Origin of the sequence: Bacillus sp. FSL L8-0152 (assembly GCF_038006365.1) — a bacterium.
GTDB lineage: Bacteria > Bacillota > Bacilli > Bacillales > Bacillaceae_G > Bacillus_A > Bacillus_A cereus.
In genome coordinates, this window is the sequence record NZ_JBBOVB010000001.1 from 3,506,429 (window position 1) to 3,530,875 (window position 24,447).

Consider the following 24,447-nt stretch of genomic DNA (forward strand, 5'->3'; position numbering starts at 1 on the left):
CTGCAAACCTTTTTTCATCACCAAAATATACCGATAATTGCTAACCCACCCAATATCATACCACCAATTTGTCCAACGATTGCTGGTGATAATTGAACACCTTTTCTTACTTCAACAACCGGTCTTTCATGCCTTAATTGCTGCACTTCACTTTGAAGTTGATGTACACTTCCGTGTAATTCTTTAATTAATTCCTTTAATTCAGCGACCTCTTCATTTACTGGTTTACTTTTTTCTAAATTCATTTTTCATGACTCCTTATAAGTTCAATCAGTACATTGTAAAAATTCGCCAATTATCATTATATCTCCTGCATACTACATATATAATTTCGAATGTACTTTCTAACCTTGCAGCTCTATCCATTCATCCCGCAATATCCCCATAATGATACGATCAAAACACTTCCCATCTCTTTGAACCGCTTCTCTCATACACCCTTCCATCTGAAAACCTATCTTTTTATACAACGCAATGGCTGCTTTATTATAAGAAATCACATCCAGACCGACGCGGTGTAAATTCAATTCATAGAAAGCATATTTTAAGATAAGATGGATTGCTTCTCTTCCATATCCCTTTCCTCTATCATTTGCATCGCCTATACCAATGGCTAATAAACCCGTTCTGTTATTCCACTCTATGCCATGAATTGCAACAAAACCAATTAAGCGATCATCTTGAACTGTCCTTAACATGAAAGAAACACTATTCGATCTCCGTCCCTTTAATAGCCCATCACTTGCTATTTCTTGTATCGATTGCGGGAATGCTACATCTGTATCTACATTCCTTAAATACTCACTATCTTCTTGCCACATAGCCATTACTTCAACATCTGCTTCTCTAATAGCTGATAATTTAATCGTTTTATTTTGAAAAAGATTCATTGTCATTTCAAACTCCCCCTTTTTTAATAACAGGGATAATTATTAGCCTATTTATCCCCTTATTCTATAAACTGCTTTATACACGGGATACTTACAATAAGCGCTGACATTGGCACATCTCCTCTACACGAAATTAACTTCATTGTATAATTTTTCGTTTATTCAAACAATAATAAAAAGCCCTCCAAATTTAGAGGACCTTTCCTAATAGCGAAACTATATTATTTCGTAAACATTTTCTCCGCTTCATCCATTGCCATTTTGTTACCTAAAGCAGAATAGTCAAGCCATGGTTGGTCATTAATAATGTATACGTGCTTACCTTTAACAGCTTTTAAGTCTTTCCAAATTGGTGTTTCTTGAAGTTGTTTAAATGCAGCTTTCGCTTTATCATCTCTGTTAACGACAACGAAAATAGCATCTGCATCAAAGTCAGGTAATACTTCTTGTGAAATGACTTCGAAAGGACGGTTTCCATCAATTTTCTCTACACCATTTGCAGGTTGTAATCCTAAGTCTTGGAATAAAATTGGTCCCATCGGTCTTTTCGTACTAAATACTCGTAATTCTTTTGCAGTAACACGAATTGCCATTACTTTTTCGTTATTACCTAATTCTTTATCTATTAAACTTTTTACTCGTTTTGATTGCTCTTCGTAATCTTGAATATATTTATCCGCTTCTTTCTCACGGTTTACAAGTTTACCAACTTGTTGTAACTGATCTCTCCACGTGCCTTCATCTAAGTTGAAAGAATGTGTTTTTGCAATTTTTTCGTATTTCGCTAAATCTTTGCCCGCGTATTTTTCATCCACATAAATGTCAGTTGGCTTCAATTGAAGTAACGCTTCCATATTCGGATCTGTTACAACACCAAGTTTCTTCGTATCTTTCAACTGCTCTTTTGCGTGCGGTAAGAAATCTTTTAAATCTCCACCAATAACAGAACCTACTGGTGTAATTCCTAATGCAAGTAAATTATTTGTTAAATGAATGGACATAGAGGCGATTTTTGGATCATTACTTTTTTCCGTTTTTTTCGTTGCCTCTTCATTAGCTTTCGTTTGACCACATGCTGCTAATACTAAAATACACATCATGCTAAATAAAATAGTAAGTTTCTTTTTCATATGTTCTCCTCTTTGAAGTATTTATTTTGTTTTTGTAAGTAAATAAAGAAAATACGGTGCTCCTAATGCCGCCACTACTACACCAGCTGGAATAGAGTTTGGCTCAAATATAGAACGACCTATCGTATCTGCTAGCACTAAAATAATCATTCCGATAATGCCAGCTAAAGGAAGAAAGTGTTGATATGTAGTACCTACTAACTTCCTTGCGATATGCGGAGCAACTAAACCGATAAAACCAATCCCTCCTGCCATCGATACACTTGCGCAAGATAATCCAACCGCTGTAGCTAAAAGTAATAACCGTTCTTTTTGAACAGAAACACCAAGTCCTGCCGCTACACTATCACCTAGTGACAATGCATTTAACGTTTTAGATTTTAGCCACGCATAAGGGGTTAGTATGAAAATCCAAGGTAATAATGCAAGGACATGAATCCAATCCCTTCCCCACACGTTACCAACTAGCCATCTAGAAGCGAATGTATACGTCTCATCATTTAACTTGAGAGAGAAAAATAACGAAATTGCACTAAAACCAGCTGAAACTGCAATACCAACGAGAATAAGTCTAATGGGAAGTAAACCATTTGACCGATCACTCGCAAGTAAAATAATAAGAAATGCAGCTAATACTCCTCCGCCAAATGTAAATAACGGTATTAAAATGGATGCACTTTCATTAATAGAATGAAAGAATGTAACAAATATAATTAGCCCGAAAGATGCACCTGAATGCAGTCCAAGAATACCAGGGTCTGCAAGTGCATTACGGGATAATCCTTGCAAAATCGCACCGGAAATTCCAAGGCCAATACCAGCTAACATTGTGATTATTATTCTTGGCATACGATAATCATATAGCACGGTTGCGCTCTCAAAATCACCATAACCAAAAAGTGTTTCAATTACTTTAAGTGGCTCTATACTCAGTGTCCCTGTATTTAGACTAATTAAAATTACAGCGATACTTACACATCCGAATATTGTAGTTACAGTAATAGCTCTCTTTTTATCCGTGTTAAAAAGATCTTTCACTTATAGCTCCCTCCCAACTTTACGTGCTATATAGAGGAAGAACGGAACTCCAACAAGAGCTACCATAATCCCTATCGCAAGTTCCTTAGGAGGATTTACTGTTCTTGCTCCTAGGTCAGCTACAACTAATAACATAGCTCCTAATAATGCTGACATAAGAATAATGAGTCTATAATTAACACCAACTAATTTTCTAGCAATGTGCGGGATAACTAATCCTACAAATCCAATAGAACCAACAGCTGAAACAGAAACACCTGCCAGAATAACTACTATAATCATCCCTAGTATTCTCGTTCGGTTCGTTTTCACTCCTAAATTTGTAGCAACATCATCCCCCATTGATATGAGTGAAATAGATCGCCCTAACACTATTGCAAAAATAATCGTTATAAGAATAATAGGGACTAAAAATTTCAAGTGTTCCCACTTAACCCCTGCAACACCACCAGCATACCAAAACGCTAAATCCTGGCTTAAATCATAATAAATCGCAACACCTGAACTTAATGAATGTAAAAGCGCTGCCATAACCGCTCCAGCAATCGTTAACCTCATTGGTGTTAACCCGCCTGATGTTGCTGATCCAATAACAAAAATAAGTACTGTACTTAAGACTGCTCCAATAAAGGAAACAATCATTAAATAGGAATACGGCATATGCGGAAAAAAAGCAAAACTAAGTGCTACTACAAACATCGCTCCTGCATTTATGCCAAGTACACCTGCATCAGCTAAAGGATTTCGTGTTACTCCTTGCATAACCGCTCCAGCGACCGCAAAAGCTGCCCCTACAACTGCTGCTCCAATTACTCTCGGGAGCCTTAATTCATAAATAATTTGGTGCTGCGTTAATTTCGGATTGTAATCCAAAACCGCAGTCCACACCGTTTGTAAATGAATATCCTTTGCACCAAATGAAATGGCTAAAAATATAGATCCAATTAAACATAAAATTGTTAAGCTCATGAAACATATGAACTTAATATGTATCCAGCGGTTATTACCACCATGTACAGTAGACTTATGTAACATGTTTCATTTCATCCTTTATATTCAGTTGTTTTTTGTAATTATTTTTTATTTATAATTATTATTGATAATAATTATCATTTTCATTTAGATATTATATCCCCACTTTTTTTAAATAGCAAACTATTTTTTCACTTTTCTACAATATTAAAATACTCATTACAATTCCCTTCTAAAACTTACAAATACATGCAAAATAGACTACTGGATTATTTTTTAAATTGTAGTATACTTATTTATTATTTTGATTTTTCAAATAAAAAAATCGAAGGTGACACAATGTTCTATATAAAACAACTACTACATTTCACTTACGAACAAGCATTATCTTGCTTATTCCCAGTCATTATTTTCTTAACACTAGCCCTTTCAAAAATTGTTTCAATCCCAGGATTATACCGCTATGATTTCATACTCATCGTATGCCTTCTTATGCAGTGGATTATGTACAAGACTGGTCTTGAAACAAAAGACGAACTAAAAGTAATTACCATCTTCCACCTCATCGGACTCTTGCTAGAAATATATAAAATACATTTCGGTTCATGGAGTTATCCGGAAGAGGCATATTCAAAAGTTTTTGGAGTTCCGCTTTATAGTGGCTTTATGTATGCAAGTGTTGCAAGTTACATATGCCAGGCGTGGAGAAGATTGCATTTGCAAATGCATCATTGGCCAAAAGCTATTTTGGCAATACCTTTAGGAGCAATGATTTACTTTAATTTTTTTACACATCATTTTCTATATGACTTTAGATGGGTATTAACTGTACTTTTATTCATCGTTTTCTTTCGGACATTTGTAGAATTTTCATTACGAGGCGTTACATATAAAATGCCACTCGTTCTCTCCTTTTTCCTTATCGGATTTTTCATTTGGATTGCAGAGAACATCGCAACATTTTTCGGAGCATGGCAATATCCAAATCAACGGGAAGCATGGAGTCTCGTTCACTTAAGCAAAATTAGTTCATGGTTTTTACTCGTTGTTATTAGCATTATGATTGTCACGCAGCTCAAACATTTGAAGGAATCAAAAAGATAATGCTGATTATGTAAAAACAGTTAGCCCATCACTCATTAGAGAGTGATGAGCTAACTGTTTTTAGTAATATTTTTTAAACCGTCCTTATCAAGGGAGTTATAATTTACAAGAGTATAAGCAATTACACATTATGAACTGCTACTAGCAGAAGATGTTGCTACAGATGAAGCGGCAATCGTTGCCATCATGGCTGCCTGTTGTGCTTGTATGAGGACTTCTATCATTGTTTGTAAACCTGTGTTAGTAGCTTTACTTTCCTCACCTTTCTGACTGACGAACAGTTGAATAGCAATAAGAATAGTTGTATCTGTATGCCAACGGAACAATTTATCCCCCTGCAATTTTTCAATAAATGCTCGAATAGAATGAATCTCTTTTTCTCCGTCCTCGAGTAACGCTAGTAGCCCGATAGCTGGGTAATGCATCTGTTTTACTTTTACCTTTTCTTGCTTTAACAAATTCCATATATTTGTACATTTTGCAACTAATAGTTCTTCCCTGACATCCTTCTTTAGTGAAAGAATATGACTCAAAAATTGAAGATCATTCCCTTTACGCAAACCAGCTGTCGCTAGTTTCTGATAAAGACGTTCCACTCGGTCCATAAGTGTTTCTACATGCTCTGATTGTCCTGCTAATAAAACTGCGAGCGGATAATCATTTGTACTTGTAAGAAAGAGGTGATCCTTTTTCATGCGTTTATATACTTGCATCGAACGCTGAATATGTGTGTCATGCTGTTCATTTTCTTCTGTTAAAAGCACAGCTGCTGCGAGATAAGTAAATATACTCCGGCTAAAGCCACCAGTGACCAATTGTTCATATAAATCTAAAAACTTCCGAAAAGCTTCCTTGTAATCTGTAAAGTGAATATCTAATGTTGCGGCCACTACAAAACGATGATAAGACTTTAAGTATGAAAACATCCCTACCTGATTCTTAATATAACTACTAATTTCTAAAAAACGTCCGAGATCAAACAATTTATCACTACCTGCATACATAGCAGCAATCATCATTCCTGTTCGAGAATCACTCGTTTTCCATTTTAGTTCTCCCTTTAACTGTACATATGTATGTTTATATTGCTCCAACTTTTGCTCTAATGTAATCATAGTATTCACCCCTATTTCTAGTTCTTCTCTATCATTATACATATATTCCATATTTAGGAATGCTACAATTAATAATCACACCATAAAAATTATAAAATTCTCTTATCCTTCTTCATCAGCACCACGATGATAATCCCTAATCCTTCAAGAAGTTATACAAAAAAGGTAGATAATAATTTATCTACCTTTTTTGTATATATTATTTAACATTACAACTGTATCGCTTGTTATATGCAATTAAGACTAGAGAGCTTTAATAATACGTTCCATCGCTTTCATTTGCCCAATATGATCAGCTTCATGATAAAGCATCATACCGTAAAGCTCCCCTACTGTTTCCAATCCTAGGAATGGCTCTGGCAGTTTATTTTCAAATGCTTCTGCTGGAATTTCGTTAATACGTTTTGCTTGTTCTTTTAATTGAGCCGTTAACACTTCTAACGATGGTCCTTCTGTTTTCCATTTAGATGGTCGTGATCCATACCCAAACATACCTGGATATTCAGTTGGTAATTGTTTGAATTCTTTTCCAAACATGAAAACTTCTGCTGCTGTTAACACGTGACCGATATGCCAACGAATTGTATTGTTAAAACCCTCTGGCTGCGTATCCGCAGTTTTATCATCTAACGTTTCCATAAATTTAAGTAACGCCCCGCGCGTTATTTCAAATTGTTTTAAACCCACTAGTCTATTCATTTTATCGTTCCCCTTCTTGATGTACAATTTATTATGAACTAATAATGTTCAACTTATTAAAGTTTCACCTTGTTTAATCTATCAGAAACAAATAAGAAATACATCTAATATGCTTATTAAAAATAATAAAAAGGTTCACTCCTCGTAAATATAGAATTACTTACTATGTAAATAAAAGAAGAGTGTACTTGCATGTTACATATTTTAAAACAACAATATAATCTTATTAGCTCTACAAGAGAAACTCTATTTTCGTTTTTGGAAGAAATCCCAGTAGAAAAATTACATAGCACAGTTCCTAATTTCGGAAGCGGTAGCATTATAAAGACTCATATTCATGTAGCCGATTGCTATCAATACTGGCTTGGATCATTCGCATTCAAGCAAAAAAGAGCAGATTTTTCATTTGCTAGCGATTACGAAATTGAGCATGCAGATGTGGAAAAAGTCCGTGCTAGATTTAAGTTAGTAGACGAAACTGTACAACGTTTTTTAGATGAATACAATGACCGTTGGCTCGAAAATATAGCAAATGAAGTGAAATGGCAAAAAGAACCTTGGAGCACAACTCCGCTATGGCTTTTAACTCATACGGAGACGCATGAATTTCACCATAAAGGACAAATTGTATCTATGGCTCGTCACCTTGGATACAATCCTCCTGATACAGACCTTAGTTAATTCAATGGTCCATGATTACCGAAAATATTAGAATGAATACAAATCGAGCATGTTTTGAAATCCAATCAAAACATGCTCTTAAAATATTCTATCTTACAATCTCCATATCCTCATCAATACCAAATAGTCTCAGCATAATTATATGCATCACTATTTGGTATTGCATGTTTCCCCTGCGCTTGTGCCTTTCTTGGATCTAAGTCATATACCATTGGCGTATAGCATGATGTTTGCCCTTTATTTACAACACCATTTCCTCCAGCACTTCCACAAGTGTATGCCTTTCCATCTGTTTTTCTAACAATCCTTGCATCAGCTTCGTTATTATAAACTGCCAGGCGAGTTACAGTAACTTTTGCCCACGCTGTCTTACACGTCGTGCTAAATTTTAATTCCACATAAGAATTTGAATCAATCCACTTCTTTTCTTTCGTTACTGCAGATTGATCACAGCTGTTATAATAAGGACTTTTCCCATCATATGAATGGTCTTCTGCGTATACTTTATCGCTATTAGTCGCGCTAAACATACTAGTTACAACGAGTAAAGATAGCAATAAACATGCACTCGTCTTTTTTAAAAGTTTCATATCATTTCACTCCTTTATTAATAACGTGCTGTTTTCCCGTAACCGTTATTAAACGTAACTGCTTCAGCATCTGCTGTGTATCCGAAATCAGCAGTTAAATCAAATATCATTCCTGTATAAGTGCTCGTTTGACCTGTTTTTATTGTGCCGTTCCCCTGATTAGAAGTAACTGATTTTTGGAATACACCATTTTTGTATTTATTCACAACAGCGTACGCGTACACTCCTCCCGAAACAGCTGGTGCTGGTTGATCTAAAACAAACTTAGCCCATGCTGCATGACATTTATTACTGTAACGTAAATACACTGTCCCTACTTTTTTACTACCTTCATATACAGCTGTAGATTTTGCATTAAATCCATCTGCATCACACGTCGTACTTCCCCCGTATACTTTCGTTGTTGCTGGATTTTTCCCGTCATAATAACTACTTAAATCAGTAGCTGCAAATGTACTTCCTTGAAAACTAAATAATACACCTATACTTGCCGCACTTAACACGCATACTTTCATTAACTTTTTAAACATTTTAAATTCCTCCTCACAATAAGTACGTATACTAAAGACAAGCTATACCGCTATGTAAGTCCTCCTTTCACACTTCCTAGAGGCATCTTACAGAAACGAATAAACGTTGTAAATTCCCTTATGATTATTGGAATATACGAAGAATTTTACTTATCCTTGTAAGAAAAAAAGTTGAGAAATACACATTTTATAGCATTCTATATTTAAAACATAAAAGAACCGATACTTGTTATATTCAAGCATCGGTTCTTTATACAAAATTGCCATTTTTTCTTTTATATAAAATAAATATTTCTCCACTTAATCTGTTGTAAAAAACTCCCTCGTTACATCAATAAATTGTCGCAGTGGCACTGTCATCCATTTGTCTTTATGCCAAGCGATTTGCGTATAAATCGGAGAGATTGTTTCGTTTAACATCAACTCCTTTAACGTCCCTTCCCGTATATCTTTTTCTACTACTATCGCTGGTAAAACGGCTATACCTAAATCTGCAATAACACATTGTTTAATTGCTTCAACACTAACAAATTCAATTTTATTTGCTGGATATACATCTTCCCAGCGAAATAGCTCTTCAAATAAAGTCCGATACGAGCAGCCTAATTCTGTTAGTAAAAGTGTTTCACTCTCTAAATCTTTTATAGAAACTGAAGGTTGTTCAAGTAAACGATGCGTAGGAGCAGCTACTACTTTTAATTCTTCTTTCATAAGTGGTTCCACATGTAAAACATCTTCTGTTTTACATTCGTCCAAAATAAATGCAAGATCTACTTTCCCCTCCATCAATTGTTCCTTCGCATCTTTATTGGAGTGTGCTGGTTTAAATATAAGTTTTATTTGAGGAAATTGTGCTTTAAACTTCTTTAATATAGAAGGCAGTCTGTATGTACATTGACTTTCTTGTGCACCAATTATTAACGTACCTGCTATTTCTTTATCATCTTTCACAGCCATTTTCGCTTCGTTACTGAGTGCAATCATCTTGTCGGCATATAGTTGAAACTTCCTACCTGCTTCAGTTAAGAAAAGACGTTTCCCTAATCTCTCAAATAGTGGTGTACCGAGCTCAGCCTCTAATGTTTTAATTTGTGCTGTAACGCTCGATTGGGCAAAGTTTAATTTCTTCGCAGTTTGTGTAAAGTTCAAAGTATGTGCCGCTACTTTAAATGTAATTAACTGTTTTATTTCCATTTATCATCCCTCTTTTCAATCGATATTTTCGATTGATCCCATCGAAATAATCCTCTTTGTCTATTGATATTTGTATTGTATGATAAAGAACATCTATAAACAATATAAATGGAGGTATTCCATATGAAAGCACTTTGTTTCGAAACATTCGGAGACGCTAATGTTCTACACTATAAAGAAATACACGATCCAATCATAAGTCCAAATGAAATTCTTGTCCGCACGAAAGCAATCGGATTAAACTTCGCTGATATTTATAGACGCCGCGGCGATTATCATCTTGCTGGCAATCCGCCTTATGTATTAGGTTATGAAGGAGCTGGAATTGTTGAAAAAGTAGGAGCTGACGTTACTACTATCAACCTAGGAGACCGTATTGCATTTGCGGACGTCCCATTTGCAAATGCAGAACTAGTTGCCGTTCCATCTGAAAAAGTAATCCCACTACCAGATTCTATTTCTTTTGAAACAGCCGCTTCTGTCTTATTACAAGGATTAACTGCACATTATTTAACGCACGATAGCTATCAACTAAAACAAGGTGATATAGCTTTAGTACACGCTGCAGCTGGTGGCGTCGGTCAACTTCTTATTCAAATGATTAAACTACAGGGCGGAACAGTAATTGGTCTTACATCATCAAAAGAAAAAGCAAAGATAGCTACATTAGCTGGTGCCGATCACGTATTTTTATATAACGAAGAATGGCATACGAAAGTACTTGAAATGACTAATGGAACTGGAGTAAATCTTGTATATGAATCAGTAGGTTCTACATTAGAGGAAAGTTTTAACGCTACTAAAATTGGCGGTACTGTCGTATTTTACGGAATGGCTGGTGGTAATCCTGCTCCAGTTGATCCACGTATGCTTATGGATACTTCAAAAACTTTAACTGGCGGAGACCTTTGGAACGTTCTTACCACTTATGAAGAACGTAAAAAACGATCTACTCAATTATTCGATTGGATCGCAACTGGAAAATTAAACATTTCAAATCCTACTACATTCTCTTTACAAGACGGTGCTCTTGCTCATGAATTATTAGAGAGTCGTAAAAGCACAGGGAAGATTTTATTAATCCCATAATTCACAAAATAAAAAGGAAGCTAGATTTCTCTACCTTCCTTTTCTTATTTCTATTTGAGATTTAATTATATTTCCACACTTTCTTTCCCTTTTGCAACATAACTCATATCTCCAACCGACTCGACTGTATATGTTCCATCTTGATATACAATCTTCGTCACACTAGCATTTTCCACCCCAAGTTTTGTTTTGCTACTGTCTAACATTTCTATTAAGGTAGTAATCAAAAGCCCATGAACGACAACTAAAACGTTACCGCCACCATTTCCAGCAGCTTCTTCACTAATTTTATCTATCTCAGCTTTTATACGAGTAGAAAATAATTCCCAATCTTCCGCCTGTTTTGTAGGATCTGCTACTCTAATAAGATTAATCACTTCTTGAATAGAAAACTTCATAAGTTCTTCTGGTGATGCAACGCCTGCAGCTTTTCCAACCACCTCCCACATATTCTCAAGTTTTTCACCTTCAAAAATACCGAAATTTAATTCTCGCAAATCTTTTCTTTGCTCAAGTTTTAATTTTGATTGCTCACTATATTTTAATACTAAATTAGCAGTTTCAATCGCTCGGCCGCTATCACTACTATACGCATTCATAAAATGAATATCTTTTAATCCTGTTCCTAAATTTGTGGCAACTTCAACACCTTTTTCTACTAATGGAGAATCAGCCCAACCTTGCGCGCGATGATTCGTATTTAATATTGTTTTACCGTGTCTTGTAACATATAACGTAACTGCATTCTCATTGCTATCTGTTTCTCGCTTATTCATTTCATTCTCTCCCTTTACGTTTCTATATCAATTTTACCACCTCAATTATTCATTGAGCAAAATATACGTCAGTAGATCCGCTTAATAAAAAAGCTATCTTTCTGTATATCCATACAAAAAGATAGCATCTTTTATGATTACATTTCTTAACCGTTACTCCTACTCAGCAAAAGCACTCGAATATTGTACAATTCCTTCTACACCTCGAAGAGAATTTTCTGTTAATTCCATTATCATAAATACCTCTTCAGGCACTTCAAACGGTGCTTTTATATTCCACTCACTTGCTTTCTTAAAACCAAATTTCGGGTAGTACTCTGGATGTCCCAATACTACAACTGATCCGTATCCAAGTTCTTTCGCTTTTTCTAATGCAGCTACAATCAGGTTTCCACCAATTCCTTTTTTCTGATGGCCCCTAGCAACTGAAACTGGTGCAAGTGCTAACGATTCTACAGAAGTTCCATCTTGTTCTATTGTAATTTTCGATAACATAATGTGACCAACTATATCTTCATCTACCGCAACAATTGATAACTCTGGAACAAACGCGTCACATTCTCTAATACGTTTTACAAGTTCATGTTCTGTTTTATCACTAAATTCTTCCTTTAAAAATGCTTCTTTTATGACTTCTTCTGTTTTTCTATAATCATTTTTTTGTTCTTGTCTAATCGTTACCATTTTAACTTATCCTCTATTCTTTCTTATTTCTTTTTGAATTTTACGCAGTGCTTTTTTCGATCCGCGCTCAATATCGTGTTGCATTTTTCTTTCTTTATAATCAACAAATAGTGTATTTAAATCGTATCCTTCTGGATATAACTCCTTCGCTGCTACTTCTAAAGTAATACGTTTTACATTTACTTCAACGAATTCACCGTTATAATATACAACAACGTTATAAAAATTATCTTTTTCCTTATAGATGATACCAAAATCATCATGATCCAATAAATTAACACGATCGCCGATTTTGTACTCATAATGAGATTCTCTTTTTTCTTGTACAAATTTCGGTTTTCTAATTTTACTTTCATTCACTTTTTCTAAAGCGTACTCTTTATTTCCCATATACTCTTTCGCTCTTTTCAGTACATGTTCTTTTACGCTCATTTTATTCGCAATCCAAAGTGCATTACTTTCTCCTGATTTTCCGATAACTAATTTATAAAGCGGCTCTAGCGTTTCACTATTAAACTGCATCGCTGCATTCATAAAGTCATCATGCATTTCTGAGAATCGTTTAATTTCTCCGTAATGCGTACTCGCAACGGTAATACATCCCGCAAAGTACAACTCTTCTAAAATAGAAATTGCAAGTGCTGCACCTTCATTTGGTTCTGTACCGCTCCCTATTTCATCAAATAAAAGTAACGTATTATTATTTGACATCCTCATAATCTCAGAAAGATTTTTCATATGAGACGAAAATGTACTTAGTGCATTTTCAATACTTTGATTATCACCAATATCTACGAATACATTTTCGAAAATAGCGATTTCTGTACCTTTATCTCCTGCAATATGAAGACCTGACATTGTAGCTAATGTTAACAATCCAATCGTTTTTAACACAATTGTCTTTCCGCCCGCATTCGGCCCTGTAATAATTAAACTACGATACTCTTGACCAATTTTAAAATGTAACGGTACAACTTGCCCTGTTAAAAGCGGATGCTTACAATTCACTAAATGAATGTAGCCATGATCGTTTAACTTCGGTTCTATTCCATCAATCGATTTACTAAACTTCGCTTTCGCAAATACCATATCATACTGACTAATTAGCTCCATGTTAATCTTTATACTATATATGTTTTCTAAGACCATTCCTGATAAAGTCGCTAAAATCTGATACTCTTCAACCGCTTCTTCTGCTTTCAAACCTGCTAATTCTGCATTCAATTTCGTAACCGTATGCGGTTCTATAAATACAGTAGAACCTTTTGCCGAGGCTTCAATAATACTTCCAGCAACTTGATTTTTATAGGAAGATTTAATTGGAATCGTATAACGGTCATCCTTTTTACTAATAAAGAATTCCTGAATGAATTTCTTATTTGCACTACTATTTAAAAACTTCGTTAAACGTTCTTTTATTTTCCCATCTACAGAATCGATATTATTTCGAATTCGTTTTAACTCTTTACTTGCAGCTACATCAATACTATTTCCTTTAATTGAAAAGTTAATTTCCTCTTCAATACTTTTATATTCAGTCATTGAATTTGCATAAGAAGCTAATACTGGTGCAAAAAATTCTTTATCTAACATAAACTTTTTAATCTTTCTACACCCACGTAAAAAATCTGAAACACTTACTAATTCTTCTGGATCTAAAATCATCCCTTTTTCTAATTTTTGAATTGTACTAGCAATATTAGAAATGCCGAAGAAAGGAACATGCCCTTCTGCATCTAATATAGCTCGTGCTTCTGTCGTTTCATTCAAGCGATTTCTCACTACTTTTATACTCGTACTCGGCTCTAATTTGTTTACTAATTCCTTACCTAATCCACTTACACAATAAGATTTCACTATATCCTTTAATTCGTTATATTGTAACTTTTCAAAAGTCATCGTATTCATTTTGTTTCTCCTCACTATGATTGATTTTTATCATAAATGAAGATACCTACTCATTAGATTCCAATGAGCTCTATATTATTTAATTACCATTTTTATACATTAAAAATATATACAAAAAAGCTGCGGGGATACCGCAGCTTTTACATTTACAAGGCATGAGTAATAACATATGAGGAAATAAGCCATAAAAAACAGATGGCAATCCCCTTATTACACGCTTTATAAAGTATTGTAGGTATCTTCATAGGTATTGAAATAAATCCATGACAAAGCTAGGGGTATGGTATACATAAAAATCCCCTGTTCTTATCTGATTTATTTCATTAAATTTTTCCTATTTAGTACCTACCGCACTCACAAAAAGCACCTCTCATTAATTTATATTATAGTCATTGAAATCTAATTTATTGAAATCATCATACTATATGTTACGTGAGAAGTAAAGGTGCCATACTTCAGTAGTACGCAACTCTACACTTCAATATTTCTTAAATTAGACCTATATTCGCTGAGGAGAAATTATAAGAAGCGCCTCCGCTATTGCGAATGTCATTTCCTTCCCCTGATACATTTAATAATTATGACAAGCAATAATAGGAGGTTTACTATATGAGTGAAGAATATAGTATTTTACATGGAACTGCTCTAGAACCAAATTTAATCGGTCCCACACTACCATCAATTCCACCATTTACATTACCCACCGGACCTACTGGAATCACAGGTCCTACCGGTGCGACAGGTTTTACCGGAATTGGAATAACTGGTCCTACTGGGGGTACAGGTCCTACCGGAATCGGAATAACTGGTCCTACTGGGGGTACAGGTCCTACCGGAATCGGAATAACTGGTCCTACTGGCGCAACCGGTTTAGGGATCCTTCCCGTATTTGGAACAATAACTTCTGAAGTAGGAATCGGTTTTTCAGCAGTAGTTAATACAAATGTTAATTTTACCATTCCAGGACCTGCTAGTGGAACTACTATAAATCCATTAAATAATTCTATTACAATTGATACCACTGGCGTGTACTCTGTATCCTTTTCAATTGTATTTGTAATACAAGCTATATCGTCTAGTATATTAAATCTTACAATAAACGATTCCATTCAATTCGCAATCGAAACGCGAGTTGGTGGTGATTCTGGGATAAGAGCTACATCCGCCAGAACTGATTTACTATCTTTAAATCAAGGGGATGTTCTTCGAGTACGAATAAGAGAAGCCACGGGTGACATTATATACTCCAATGCCTCTCTTGTTGTTATAAAGGTCGACTAACTCTTTTATTACAATAAAGATTCAGGAAAAATAAAGTGAAACTTTAATAAGCCCTCACCAATCGGACTGACCACAAATAGCGGGATAAATATGCACAATATAAAAAGAAGAGGAAAACTTATATTTCAGTCTACCTCTTCTTTTTCATCACCAAATTACTGCTGAACATATATGGAAACTGATCCTCCACTTACTTGGAATTGTCCCCAACCATCCTTATTAATTGTTACAGTATTTGTTTGATTACCCGTAATATCGTACCATACTTCCCCTGCGTTATTCTTCCCAACATCCAGCCAATTACATCTGGATGATCAAAATAATCCCGCTGCGTACCATATGCAAAGTTTTTTCGTGCCGTCAAAATCGGATCAATTTTGTCCTTTAACGCTGGAATTTCATAGTTACTATTTCCTTTTGTACCATAGTAATCACCATAGAAAACAGAAGGATATCCCTCTGCACGCGTTAAAATAAATGCATATGCCAACGGTTTGAACCAAGGGCTCACTACAGATTCCAATGACTGACCAGGCTGTGAATCATGATTTTCAACTAGAGTAACCGCAAGTGTAGGATGATTCGCAACTACCGTTCCTTTTAAAATATTTCTCATATCATAATTCCCATTTCCTGTTGAAGCATAGTGAAAATTATAATGAAGTGGTGCATCGAACACAGATTGATTATAATTGACCTTCGCTAAATAATTATTTAAAGTCTGGATATCATTTTGCCAATATTCAGCTACTGTAAACATTTCTTTCCCCGTTTGCTGTCTAACATGATTTACCCAATCGCGCAAATATTCATGATCAATATGTTTAACAGCATCTAAACGAAAGCCATCTAAATTTAATTCCTTCGCATACCACGTTCCCCATTTTTTCATTTCATTCGCAACATCTGGATGATCAAAATCAAGATCCGCGTACATCAAATAATCATAATTCCCATTCTCGCTAGACACTTCCCAGTCCCACGCTTTACCTATGCCCCTAAATTTATAAATTCGGTTTAATTTCTTTCCTTCATCCCAATCTGTTCCGTCAAAATGATACCATTTCCATTTGAAATTAGAATAAGAATCTCCACGCCCTGGAAAGTTAAATCCTGTCCAAGCACTAATTTCATAATCACCTGATACTTCAACATTTCGATTGCTTGGGTCTACCTCAACTGCTGTGACAGTTTCTGTATAATCAGCCCCACCTTTATGATTCATAACTACATCACCGTATACATCGATGTTTTTCTTATGTAAAGCGTCAATTGCAGACTTCAATTGTGCTTTCGTCCCATATTTCGTCCGCACTGTTCCCTTTTGATTGAATTCCCCCAAATCATATAAATCATATGCTCCATATCCTACGTCATTTTGCGTAGTTCCTTTATATGCAGGTGGTATCCAAACAGATGTAATTCCTTTTTGCGCTAAATTTTCAGCATCAGTACGCAAACGATTCCAATGATCCCCATCATTCGGAGCATACCACTCAAAATACTGCATTAACGTTCCATTGTTAACTGTATCTGCATATGCTTTACTCCCCTCATATATACTAGGTAAAAACATAACAACTGACAATCCGACTATTGTTACTCTTTTAAACATCTGTACACCATCCCTTTCTAAGAAAGCGTTTGCATAGTTTATCAGAATTATTATAATATTCGTTCCACCGTTAGTAAAGTAGCAATCTCTCACTCTCCCACATTATTTTTAATCTCACTTCAAATATTCAACGTAGTTTTAATTTCACATCCTATTCAAGATTGTTTACAATTTACCTATAAAAACATAACGGAGGGATTTCTATGACAGACTTTCAAAAACAATTTTTCGCACGATTATATATAGAAGAAAAAGACACAGTTTCATTTGAAGATTTATCTAACATTATGTACGCAATGGCACAAACTGTTCCTTTTGAAAACTTAAATATTCTCGAAAAGAATTTTAAAGAAATATCAAAAGAAAATTTGAAAGAGAAAATTTTAGTAAATAACCGTGGCGGTCTTTGTTATGAACTCAATCCTACTATGTATTACTTCCTGAAAGATTCTGGATTCGATGTTCATCTCGTTTCAGGAACAGTTTATAACGCTACAAACTCCATATGGGCTGTTGATTCTGGCCATATTGCAACCGTTTTAACACATCATACTGAACTTTATTTAATTGAAGTAGGATTCGGATCATACTTACCTCTTGCCCCTGTCCCTTTCTCAGGTGAAGTCATTCAATCTGTTACAGGAGATTATCGTATTCGTAAAGAAATGACCGAAAAGGGAAACTACATTTTAGAGATGCGGAAAAACAATGAGTTCTTGGATCAATCTTCTGCTGATGATTGGACGTTAGGCTATGCATTTTATATAGAAGAAGTGGATGAAGAAAAAGCAAATACAGCACAAAAAATTATCGTTGAACATGAAGGGTCACCCTTTAATAAACTACCTCTTATTGTAAAACTAACTGAAGATGGGCATGCCTCTTTAACGAAAGATAGCCTTACAGTAGCGAAAAATGGTAAAAAAACGAAAGAAACCGTTACAGACATGCAATTTACAAACCTTTTACATTCAAAATTTGGAATTACACTATAAGTATGTAAGCCTTGTTATTTTAGCAAGGCTTTTCAATTTTCAGCAGGGATTTTTTGCAATTTGTTGTATTTCATAGTTATATAGAAATATAACTACATGTTTAGAAAGGAAATGATTATGACAGAACTTAAAGATCGATTACAAGTAGCTGATATAGAAAAATGGGATTTAACAGACATTTACCATACAATTGAAGATTGGGAAAGTGATTTTCATAAAATTGAAGTATTAACGAAGGAATTACACGAGTTTAATGGCAATATTCACGATGGCAATAGTTTATTAGCTTATTTAACGAAGAGTGAAGAAATTTCTAGCATAATATCTTTAATGTTCGCTTATGCACGATTACAATCTGACCTTGATACACGCGATACTGACGCGCAATCTCTTGTCGATAAAGTATCACAATTACACGTGAAAGTAAGTGCAGCTAAATCTTTCTTTTCCCCCTTCTTACTTAGCATAGACGAAAGCACATTACATTCTTACATAGAAGAAACAGAAGGCTTACAATATTATAAAGAAGACTTATTTGAATTATATCGTTATAAAAAACACGTATTGAATAAGGACCAAGAAGCAATTTTATCACAGATGGGTGAAGCTCTTTCTTCTCCACAGCACACATTTGGTATGTTAAACAATGCAGATATATTATTTGGTGAAGTGACGACTGACGATGGAGAAAAAGTGAACTTAACACGCGGAATGTATGCAAAGTTAATAGAAGATACGAATCGTGAAAAGCGTAAAGAAGCTTATAAAGCATATTACAAACCATATGTTCAGTTAAAGAATTCCATCGCATCTACTTTATCCGCTGCTATTAAAAATAATGTTACCGTTTCGAAGCTAAGAAACTATCCATCAGCGCTAGAGAAATCATTATTTGGCGATATGGTTCCGAAAGAAGTATATGAAAACCTTATTGATACAACGAAAAAAAACATTCAAACATTACATACATACAATGAAATTCGAAAAGAAAAATTAAACGTAGATGAACTAAGACAATACGACTTAGGCGTCGATTTAGTAGAAGGTGCAAAACAAGACATCCCATATAGTGAAGCATTTGACATTATGATTGCATCACTAGCTCCTTTAGGAGAAGAATATATTGAGACATTAAAAAGTTTTAAAGATAAACGATATATAGACGTAAGAGAAACACCAGGAAAACGTTCTGGTGCTTATAACTTTGGTGTATATGGTGTTCATCCTTTCATTCTTTTAAATCATCACGATGATTTAAATAGCCTGTTCACTCTTACTCATGAATGCGGGCACGGTATGCATACGCACTATTCACATGGATACCAACCAAGAATTTCTGCACATTATTCTATCTTTGTGGCAGAAGTCGCTTCTACAGTAAATGAAGTGTTATTAATTCACTATTTATTAAAAGAAGCAACAGAAACGAACGTGCGTAACCATTTAGTTAACCATTTTATTGAAAAATTCAAAGGTACTTTCTTTACACAAATTATGTTTGCAGAATTTGAAAAAATCACACATGAAATGGCGGAACAAGGTAAACCATTAAATGCACAAGTCTTCAGTGAAATTTATGAAAAACTATTTAAAGAATATAACGGTGATTCACTTGTATTTGATGAAGAAGTAAAGTACGGATGGGCTAGAATCCCTCATTTCTACCGCCCGTTTTACGTATACAAATATGCAACTGGATTCGCATCTGCCATTCAAATCGCTGATAAACTATTAAGCGGTGATCCGAATGCTCAGAAAAATTATATTGAATTCCTGAAAGGTGGAAGTTCTGATTATCCACTAAACCTATTGAAAAAAGCTGGTGTTGATTTAACTACGCCAGAACCGATTGAAAGTGCATTGAAACAATTCACTCAACTTGTTGAGGAGTTTTCAGCATTATAAAAAGCATGCAGAGTATATGCTCTGCATGCTTTTTCATTTGAATTACTCTATTCTATATGCTGCTGCGTCACACAGTGAATCATACCACCATACGCATACAATTCATTCACATAAATACCGACAATTCTTCTTCCTGGAAACTGACCTTCAATAATTTGCAGCCCTAACTTGTCATGTTCATCACCATATACAGGAACTAATACGACTTCATTACCAATATAAAAATTCAAATATGAACCCTTACAGTCTGCTTCTTTTACCACTTTTCTTGTTACTGGTACTGGAATGAGCTGAAATGGCTTTCCATCTATATTTTTCGCTTGTCGCAATTCTTGATAATGCTTTTCGTACGCCTCCAAAAGGTATGGCTCTCCTTCACCGAAAGGATCATATTCATACAGTATCGTATTTTCATTTACAAACCGTGCCGCGCCATCAATATGATAATCCGTATCTTCATCATAATTATCTTCTCCGCGTATACCAGTTATCCATATAAAATTCGTTACTCCTAAATATTTCGTTAATTCCATTTCAATTTCTTTCTGACTTAGTGTGGGATTTCGATTTTCATTTATAATAGACGTTTTCGCCGCCATTAAGGTCCCGTTTCCGTTTATCTCAATTCCCCCGCCCTCTAGACAGACACTAGATTCAACTTTTGGAATGCGATACATTTCACTTATTTTATTCGGAATATTAGCGTCTTTTTCGTACGGATATTTATTTCCCCAACCATTAAATATCCAGTGCGTTAGGCAGCGATTCCCTTCCTTATCCGTTACAAAGATTGGTCCGTTATCTCTTATCCAAATATCATCAGTTTCTTGAATTAAGAAATCAATTTTATCCATATTTACATTAGCTTCCATTAACTTCGATTGGACATGTATTTTCTCTTCTTCATCACATACAACAATATAGACATTTTCTCCATAGTGAAGCTCCTTTGCCATCGATATCCAAATATCATCTAACTTAGCTCTATAACCTTCACCTCTATGTGCTTTATCATGTGGCCATTGGAGCCATGTACCTTCATGTTTCTCCCATTCCGCAGGCATATAAAACAAACTATTTTCTATATTTCTCATACGTGTTCACCCCTTATATGAATGTACGTACAGTCTATACTTTGACATCGTGTTAAGGTCAACAGGAATATCTTCATTTACTTGTAGCAACTTTATAAGGTGACTCTTTATTTCGCCTTTTTATTATGATAAATTGCTTTAGTACATAGAATAAGGATTGACATAATGTTAATGTCAATCCTTATTCTCATTCTATTTTCGTAACTAAAAAACAAATTTGTGTCACATACTCTTCTGCTAAACAATCACATTCAGGTCCCTTTATATAAACCTCATATGGCGAATTAACTATTACATACCCATTTTTTTCAACCCATTCTTCTAACGCTATATAAGCGTAACCTATATAGTCGTAACTTCCATAATGCATAGTAGTAACGATTTGATGTGGACTTAGTTTTTTCATTTCATATTCTTGTACTACATCTTCATCATTCCCCTGCATAACCGGGATTCTTAATTCAATATCACTGTTACTTGGAATATATTCTTCATCATAAAAGACTGCAGATGGCGAACCGACTATTTGAAAGTTATTTTTTTGTACCTCTTCATATAAGTCATAAAAATAATCATCTATATCATCTATATCTATTTTTACTCTTTGAGTAATTATCGTTACTTCGTTCCTCATTCCCATTAATATATCGTAACTTCTATGGCGAGCAATATTTAGACTACTATTCACCATTACCATTTCATTCATTTCTGAAATAACCTGTAAATTTTGCTTCACTTCATGAGACAACTCGATAATTTGTGATTGTATATGTTGAACAAACGAATCTTGATCCGATGACTGCAAAACAATTTTAATTTTTGGAAGAGGAAATTTATACTCCCTTAGCTTTTTTATTTTCAATGCTACTTCCAGCTGCTCTTGTTCATAATACCTATACCCATTAACCGGATTCACATATGCCGGTTTTAATATCTCCTCTTTGTCATAATGTCTTAACATCCGCGTACTCATTTTACAAATCCGAGAAAACTCAGCGATGGTATACATATCAATACTCCTTGAATATATTTTCTTTTCATTACTTATTTATTAAAACCAATCAAAAATCTTCTTCATTGAAAAATCTTCATTCTGATTTTTCAATCTTCTCATTTTCGAAGGTAACAAATGGCTTGGACAATACCACGTTAAACAATTCATTGCGCCTCCCATTGTTGATATTTCTCCTACATGAATTTGAATAACTTGCTTCTCCGTATACTGTTGAATATATCGTAAAACTTCCTCATCTTTAGCTAGTCCAAACTTAGGAACATAAAGAGCATCACATGATTCTAACATATTTATATACAACCCTTTTGCTGATGCTATCTCTTGATCATATTGTCCTTTCTCTGTATATGATGAAGGAACAACTATAAATTCAGCTTCTGGCATTTGTTCTTGAATAATCTCTTGAACACTATATCTAAATTCATGATCCCCTAAAAAATCACTAATAAACATTGTATGTTCATCAATAAATTTAACCATTCCGTCTGCGTGTGCTAGTACATCCCCTTCTTCAGCAGGAATAATAATAACTCGGCTCACATCTAAATCCCATTCTAACTGCTCAATAATTTCCTCTTCTGTCCAATCATCGTTATCATCAAATATACGTTCTGTTAATATTACGGTATCTTTTTTATTCCAAATAAGATTACCACCATCTAATATTAATGGGGATTTCACATATTCAAAGTCATTCTTTTTCAACCATTTATTAAACTGTTGATCTAAATATCGCCCCTGATCATCTGGCAAATAATTGGGTCTATATTTAAATTTAACTAGATGAGTTGTGACAACCGGTGCAACATCTCTTAGCCATATATCATCATACTCAAAACAGCTCGTATGAAAGTCTTGTTCTTCAACAGATAAAGATATAAGTTGATCCGCAATTGATTTCTTTTCATTTAAACATTCATTAAAGTAAATCAAGTCTTCATAAAATGGTTGTTAATATTCATTCGATTCGTCTGGTATTGCAGTAAAAATAATCCCATTATGTTTTTGTTCCATATTATTTACCTCGCTTTTTAATAGTAGTTACATAACTGATTTCACAAAGCCAACTATTCCTCAATTCATTTCTCTTTTCATTACAACTCATGAACCGCGTATATTTCATGAATGGATTATAGCATGGAGAAATATTATATATTTATATAAAGAATATAAAGCTGACATTAAGCCTTAAATTGACTCTTGACAAGTTTTTTAAATACCATATTTTAAAACAACAATAAATGATTAAATGATTTTTTTATCAAGATTCAAACCCATTACTTCTAATAGATCGTTTTGATTATATAAATTCACTAAATGCGCTTCTACTCCTATACAAATTCCTTCTAGCGGAAGATCATTTGGATCCTGACCAAAGGGATCTTCAATTTCAACCCCTATTGCTTCAATACCTATGAATGTAAAACTTATAAATGTAAACTATTTTGATTATTGTAATGAACCATATTTACAAAAACCTCTTTCTCTATTAACCTTTTATTCTTTTAAATCACGAAAGTATACAATTAAATAATAGAATCATAAACCCTATCATTATGAGGCTGGTTAAGATTATTTCTTTCAATACCGTTACTCCTTTTTGGCAAAAAGATAAAATATCTTATTTAATTCAACAACAAATGTTCACTATTCTAAATCCCGACGCATCATTTTAGAATTCGCAATGAATAACGCACTAATTAATACAAAGATTGCACAGGCATATAACAATAAATCTAACGGACTATCGTGATCTATAATAATAAGACGCACAATAGCTGTTATACCTATATATATAAAATATCGTAATGGAAAATGAAAATTCATTTGAAAATACTTTATAATCATTACGATGAATTCAAAGTACAAAAAGAATACGACGATACTATCAATTAAATGATAACTAGATTCATTACCATCCAATTTCAGTTCTTGTATAAACTGAATGACTTCTTTCATAAGAAACACACTTAGAACAACTCCTAAGCAAATTAAAGCTACATTTAAAATGTACTGTAAAACGATAGGGAAATACGAAAACACTATTTTAAAATTCTTTAACACAAACATTTTTCTCCTTTACCATATAAAACGAAAAGCGAACATACACTACAATTCAATTATCATCATATTTAAATTTTA

22 protein-coding genes and 3 pseudogenes are annotated in these 24,447 nt (G+C 34.3%); 6 read left to right on the top strand and 19 right to left on the bottom strand.

The features are described 5' to 3' along the window. Window positions 1–17: 17 nt before the first annotated feature. The 5 genes from MHH27_RS17605 to MHH27_RS17625 form a co-directional block, all read right to left on the bottom strand. A complete protein-coding gene (locus MHH27_RS17605; RefSeq protein WP_001047523.1) occupies window positions 18–245 on the bottom strand; it encodes a hypothetical protein in 228 nt (75 codons plus the stop codon). A 99-nt stretch (window positions 246–344) separates the two neighbouring features. Continuing rightward, entirely contained in the window at window positions 345–896 is a 552-nt protein-coding gene (locus MHH27_RS17610) for a GNAT family N-acetyltransferase (protein WP_098566745.1), read from the bottom strand. 215 nt (window positions 897–1,111) lie between these two features. After that, on the bottom strand, window positions 1,112–2,020 hold the full coding sequence (locus tag MHH27_RS17615; RefSeq protein WP_000728225.1) for an iron-hydroxamate ABC transporter substrate-binding protein: 909 nt from the start codon (window positions 2,018–2,020) through the stop codon (window positions 1,112–1,114). 21 nt (window positions 2,021–2,041) lie between these two features. Beyond that, the gene (locus MHH27_RS17620; protein ID WP_000653826.1) at window positions 2,042–3,058 is read right to left on the bottom strand and encodes a FecCD family ABC transporter permease; all 1,017 of its coding nucleotides are present in this window, start codon (window positions 3,056–3,058) and stop codon (window positions 2,042–2,044) included. After that, window positions 3,059–4,093, bottom strand: coding sequence for a FecCD family ABC transporter permease (locus MHH27_RS17625; protein ID WP_340943536.1), 1,035 nt, complete (start codon window positions 4,091–4,093; stop codon window positions 3,059–3,061). A gap of 276 nt (window positions 4,094–4,369) precedes the next feature. On the opposite strand from MHH27_RS17625, the gene MHH27_RS17630 reads away from it, so the two are divergent. Next, window positions 4,370–5,134, top strand: coding sequence for a DUF817 domain-containing protein (locus MHH27_RS17630; protein ID WP_097924151.1), 765 nt, complete (start codon window positions 4,370–4,372; stop codon window positions 5,132–5,134). A 128-nt stretch (window positions 5,135–5,262) separates the two neighbouring features. On the opposite strand, the gene MHH27_RS17635 is transcribed toward MHH27_RS17630, so the two are convergent. Together MHH27_RS17635 and MHH27_RS17640 are read right to left on the bottom strand one after the other, a co-directional pair. Continuing rightward, window positions 5,263–6,300 (bottom strand): DUF4003 domain-containing protein, encoded by a 1,038-nt coding sequence (locus MHH27_RS17635; RefSeq protein WP_025117957.1) that lies wholly within the window; start codon window positions 6,298–6,300, stop codon window positions 5,263–5,265. A gap of 192 nt (window positions 6,301–6,492) precedes the next feature. Continuing rightward, on the bottom strand, window positions 6,493–6,948 hold the full coding sequence (locus MHH27_RS17640) for a DinB family protein (protein WP_001081119.1): 456 nt from the start codon (window positions 6,946–6,948) through the stop codon (window positions 6,493–6,495). Between the two features lie 192 nt (window positions 6,949–7,140). Here MHH27_RS17640 and MHH27_RS17645 point away from each other — a divergent pair, with 192 nt between their 5' ends. Then, a complete protein-coding gene (locus tag MHH27_RS17645; protein ID WP_000902401.1) occupies window positions 7,141–7,629 on the top strand; it encodes a DinB family protein in 489 nt (162 codons plus the stop codon). A 113-nt stretch (window positions 7,630–7,742) separates the two neighbouring features. On the opposite strand, the gene MHH27_RS17650 is transcribed toward MHH27_RS17645, so the two are convergent. From MHH27_RS17650 to MHH27_RS17660, 3 genes are all read right to left on the bottom strand, one after another. Beyond that, a complete protein-coding gene (locus MHH27_RS17650; RefSeq protein WP_000771159.1) occupies window positions 7,743–8,219 on the bottom strand; it encodes a DUF2690 domain-containing protein in 477 nt (158 codons plus the stop codon). Between the two features lie 17 nt (window positions 8,220–8,236). Continuing rightward, entirely contained in the window at window positions 8,237–8,749 is a 513-nt protein-coding gene (locus tag MHH27_RS17655) for a DUF2690 domain-containing protein (RefSeq protein WP_340943543.1), read from the bottom strand. Window positions 8,750–9,049: 300 nt separating this feature from the next. Then, window positions 9,050–9,943, bottom strand: coding sequence for a LysR family transcriptional regulator (locus MHH27_RS17660; protein WP_098235121.1), 894 nt, complete (start codon window positions 9,941–9,943; stop codon window positions 9,050–9,052). A 123-nt stretch (window positions 9,944–10,066) separates the two neighbouring features. Here MHH27_RS17660 and MHH27_RS17665 point away from each other — a divergent pair, with 123 nt between their 5' ends. Continuing rightward, complete coding sequence (locus tag MHH27_RS17665; RefSeq protein WP_000645266.1) at window positions 10,067–11,032, top strand: quinone oxidoreductase family protein; 966 nt, start codon at window positions 10,067–10,069, stop codon at window positions 11,030–11,032. A gap of 65 nt (window positions 11,033–11,097) precedes the next feature. Here the strand turns inward: MHH27_RS17665 and MHH27_RS17670 are convergent, their stop codons facing one another. The 3 genes from MHH27_RS17670 to MHH27_RS17680 form a co-directional block, all read right to left on the bottom strand. After that, entirely contained in the window at window positions 11,098–11,808 is a 711-nt protein-coding gene (locus MHH27_RS17670) for a histidine phosphatase family protein (RefSeq protein WP_075718567.1), read from the bottom strand. Between the two features lie 159 nt (window positions 11,809–11,967). Continuing rightward, window positions 11,968–12,492 carry a GNAT family N-acetyltransferase gene (locus MHH27_RS17675; protein ID WP_000256462.1) on the bottom strand — a complete coding sequence of 175 codons (525 nt, stop codon included), beginning with the start codon at window positions 12,490–12,492 and terminating at the stop codon, window positions 11,968–11,970. Window positions 12,493–12,498: 6 nt separating this feature from the next. Further along, window positions 12,499–14,400, bottom strand: a complete 1,902-nt coding sequence (locus tag MHH27_RS17680; RefSeq protein WP_001095203.1) for an endonuclease MutS2 — start codon at window positions 14,398–14,400, stop codon at window positions 12,499–12,501. A gap of 609 nt (window positions 14,401–15,009) precedes the next feature. Between MHH27_RS17680 and betA the strand changes: the two genes are divergently transcribed. Next, a complete protein-coding gene (gene betA, locus MHH27_RS17685) occupies window positions 15,010–15,681 on the top strand; it encodes a collagen-like exosporium glycoprotein BetA (RefSeq protein WP_065229147.1) in 672 nt (223 codons plus the stop codon). A 155-nt stretch (window positions 15,682–15,836) separates the two neighbouring features. On the opposite strand, the pseudogene amyS reads toward betA, so the two are convergent. Then, a pseudogene (gene amyS, locus MHH27_RS17690) lies at window positions 15,837–17,296 on the bottom strand (alpha-amylase). Between the two features lie 203 nt (window positions 17,297–17,499). Between amyS and MHH27_RS17695 the strand changes: the two are divergent. Together MHH27_RS17695 and pepF are read left to right on the top strand one after the other, a co-directional pair. Next, window positions 17,500–18,291: an arylamine N-acetyltransferase family protein gene (locus MHH27_RS17695; protein ID WP_340943548.1), complete on the top strand. Its 792-nt coding sequence runs from the start codon at window positions 17,500–17,502 to the stop codon at window positions 18,289–18,291. A 117-nt stretch (window positions 18,292–18,408) separates the two neighbouring features. Next, the gene (gene pepF, locus MHH27_RS17700; protein ID WP_097924144.1) at window positions 18,409–20,196 is read left to right on the top strand and encodes an oligoendopeptidase F; all 1,788 of its coding nucleotides are present in this window, start codon (window positions 18,409–18,411) and stop codon (window positions 20,194–20,196) included. 47 nt (window positions 20,197–20,243) lie between these two features. Here pepF and MHH27_RS17705 read toward each other — a convergent pair whose 3' ends face one another. The 5 genes and pseudogenes from MHH27_RS17705 to psiE form a co-directional block, all read right to left on the bottom strand. Further along, window positions 20,244–21,290 (bottom strand): agmatine deiminase family protein, encoded by a 1,047-nt coding sequence (locus tag MHH27_RS17705; RefSeq protein WP_340943552.1) that lies wholly within the window; start codon window positions 21,288–21,290, stop codon window positions 20,244–20,246. Window positions 21,291–21,477: 187 nt separating this feature from the next. Continuing rightward, the gene (locus MHH27_RS17710) at window positions 21,478–22,299 is read right to left on the bottom strand and encodes a MerR family transcriptional regulator (protein ID WP_000287980.1); all 822 of its coding nucleotides are present in this window, start codon (window positions 22,297–22,299) and stop codon (window positions 21,478–21,480) included. 42 nt (window positions 22,300–22,341) lie between these two features. Then, a pseudogene (locus MHH27_RS17715) lies at window positions 22,342–23,319 on the bottom strand (agmatine deiminase family protein). Window positions 23,320–23,550: 231 nt separating this feature from the next. Next, window positions 23,551–23,742 (bottom strand): annotated as a pseudogene (locus MHH27_RS17720) (bestrophin family protein); the annotation flags it as partial. Between the two features lie 210 nt (window positions 23,743–23,952). Further along, the gene (psiE, locus tag MHH27_RS17725; protein WP_000916570.1) at window positions 23,953–24,369 is read right to left on the bottom strand and encodes a phosphate-starvation-inducible protein PsiE; all 417 of its coding nucleotides are present in this window, start codon (window positions 24,367–24,369) and stop codon (window positions 23,953–23,955) included. Window positions 24,370–24,447 lie beyond the last annotated feature (78 nt).

Coding starts and splice junctions, on each gene's coding strand:
- MHH27_RS17705 (WP_340943552.1), bottom strand. CDS start 21,290: ATGAGAAATATAGAAAATAGTTTGTTTTATATGCCTGCGGAATGGGAG.
- MHH27_RS17640 (WP_001081119.1), bottom strand. CDS start 6,948: ATGAATAGACTAGTGGGTTTAAAACAATTTGAAATAACGCGCGGGGCG.
- MHH27_RS17605 (WP_001047523.1), bottom strand. CDS start 245: ATGAATTTAGAAAAAAGTAAACCAGTAAATGAAGAGGTCGCTGAATTA.
- MHH27_RS17610 (WP_098566745.1), bottom strand. CDS start 896: ATGACAATGAATCTTTTTCAAAATAAAACGATTAAATTATCAGCTATT.
- MHH27_RS17695 (WP_340943548.1), top strand. CDS start 17,500: ATGACAGACTTTCAAAAACAATTTTTCGCACGATTATATATAGAAGAA.
- MHH27_RS17675 (WP_000256462.1), bottom strand. CDS start 12,492: ATGGTAACGATTAGACAAGAACAAAAAAATGATTATAGAAAAACAGAA.
- MHH27_RS17615 (WP_000728225.1), bottom strand. CDS start 2,020: ATGAAAAAGAAACTTACTATTTTATTTAGCATGATGTGTATTTTAGTA.
- MHH27_RS17660 (WP_098235121.1), bottom strand. CDS start 9,943: ATGGAAATAAAACAGTTAATTACATTTAAAGTAGCGGCACATACTTTG.
- betA (WP_065229147.1), top strand. CDS start 15,010: ATGAGTGAAGAATATAGTATTTTACATGGAACTGCTCTAGAACCAAAT.
- MHH27_RS17710 (WP_000287980.1), bottom strand. CDS start 22,299: ATGTATACCATCGCTGAGTTTTCTCGGATTTGTAAAATGAGTACGCGG.
- MHH27_RS17665 (WP_000645266.1), top strand. CDS start 10,067: ATGAAAGCACTTTGTTTCGAAACATTCGGAGACGCTAATGTTCTACAC.
- MHH27_RS17655 (WP_340943543.1), bottom strand. CDS start 8,749: ATGTTTAAAAAGTTAATGAAAGTATGCGTGTTAAGTGCGGCAAGTATA.
- MHH27_RS17625 (WP_340943536.1), bottom strand. CDS start 4,093: ATGTTACATAAGTCTACTGTACATGGTGGTAATAACCGCTGGATACAT.
- MHH27_RS17650 (WP_000771159.1), bottom strand. CDS start 8,219: ATGAAACTTTTAAAAAAGACGAGTGCATGTTTATTGCTATCTTTACTC.
- MHH27_RS17670 (WP_075718567.1), bottom strand. CDS start 11,808: ATGAATAAGCGAGAAACAGATAGCAATGAGAATGCAGTTACGTTATAT.
- MHH27_RS17680 (WP_001095203.1), bottom strand. CDS start 14,400: ATGAATACGATGACTTTTGAAAAGTTACAATATAACGAATTAAAGGAT.
- MHH27_RS17630 (WP_097924151.1), top strand. CDS start 4,370: ATGTTCTATATAAAACAACTACTACATTTCACTTACGAACAAGCATTA.
- MHH27_RS17645 (WP_000902401.1), top strand. CDS start 7,141: ATGTTACATATTTTAAAACAACAATATAATCTTATTAGCTCTACAAGA.
- MHH27_RS17635 (WP_025117957.1), bottom strand. CDS start 6,300: ATGGAATATATGTATAATGATAGAGAAGAACTAGAAATAGGGGTGAAT.
- pepF (WP_097924144.1), top strand. CDS start 18,409: ATGACAGAACTTAAAGATCGATTACAAGTAGCTGATATAGAAAAATGG.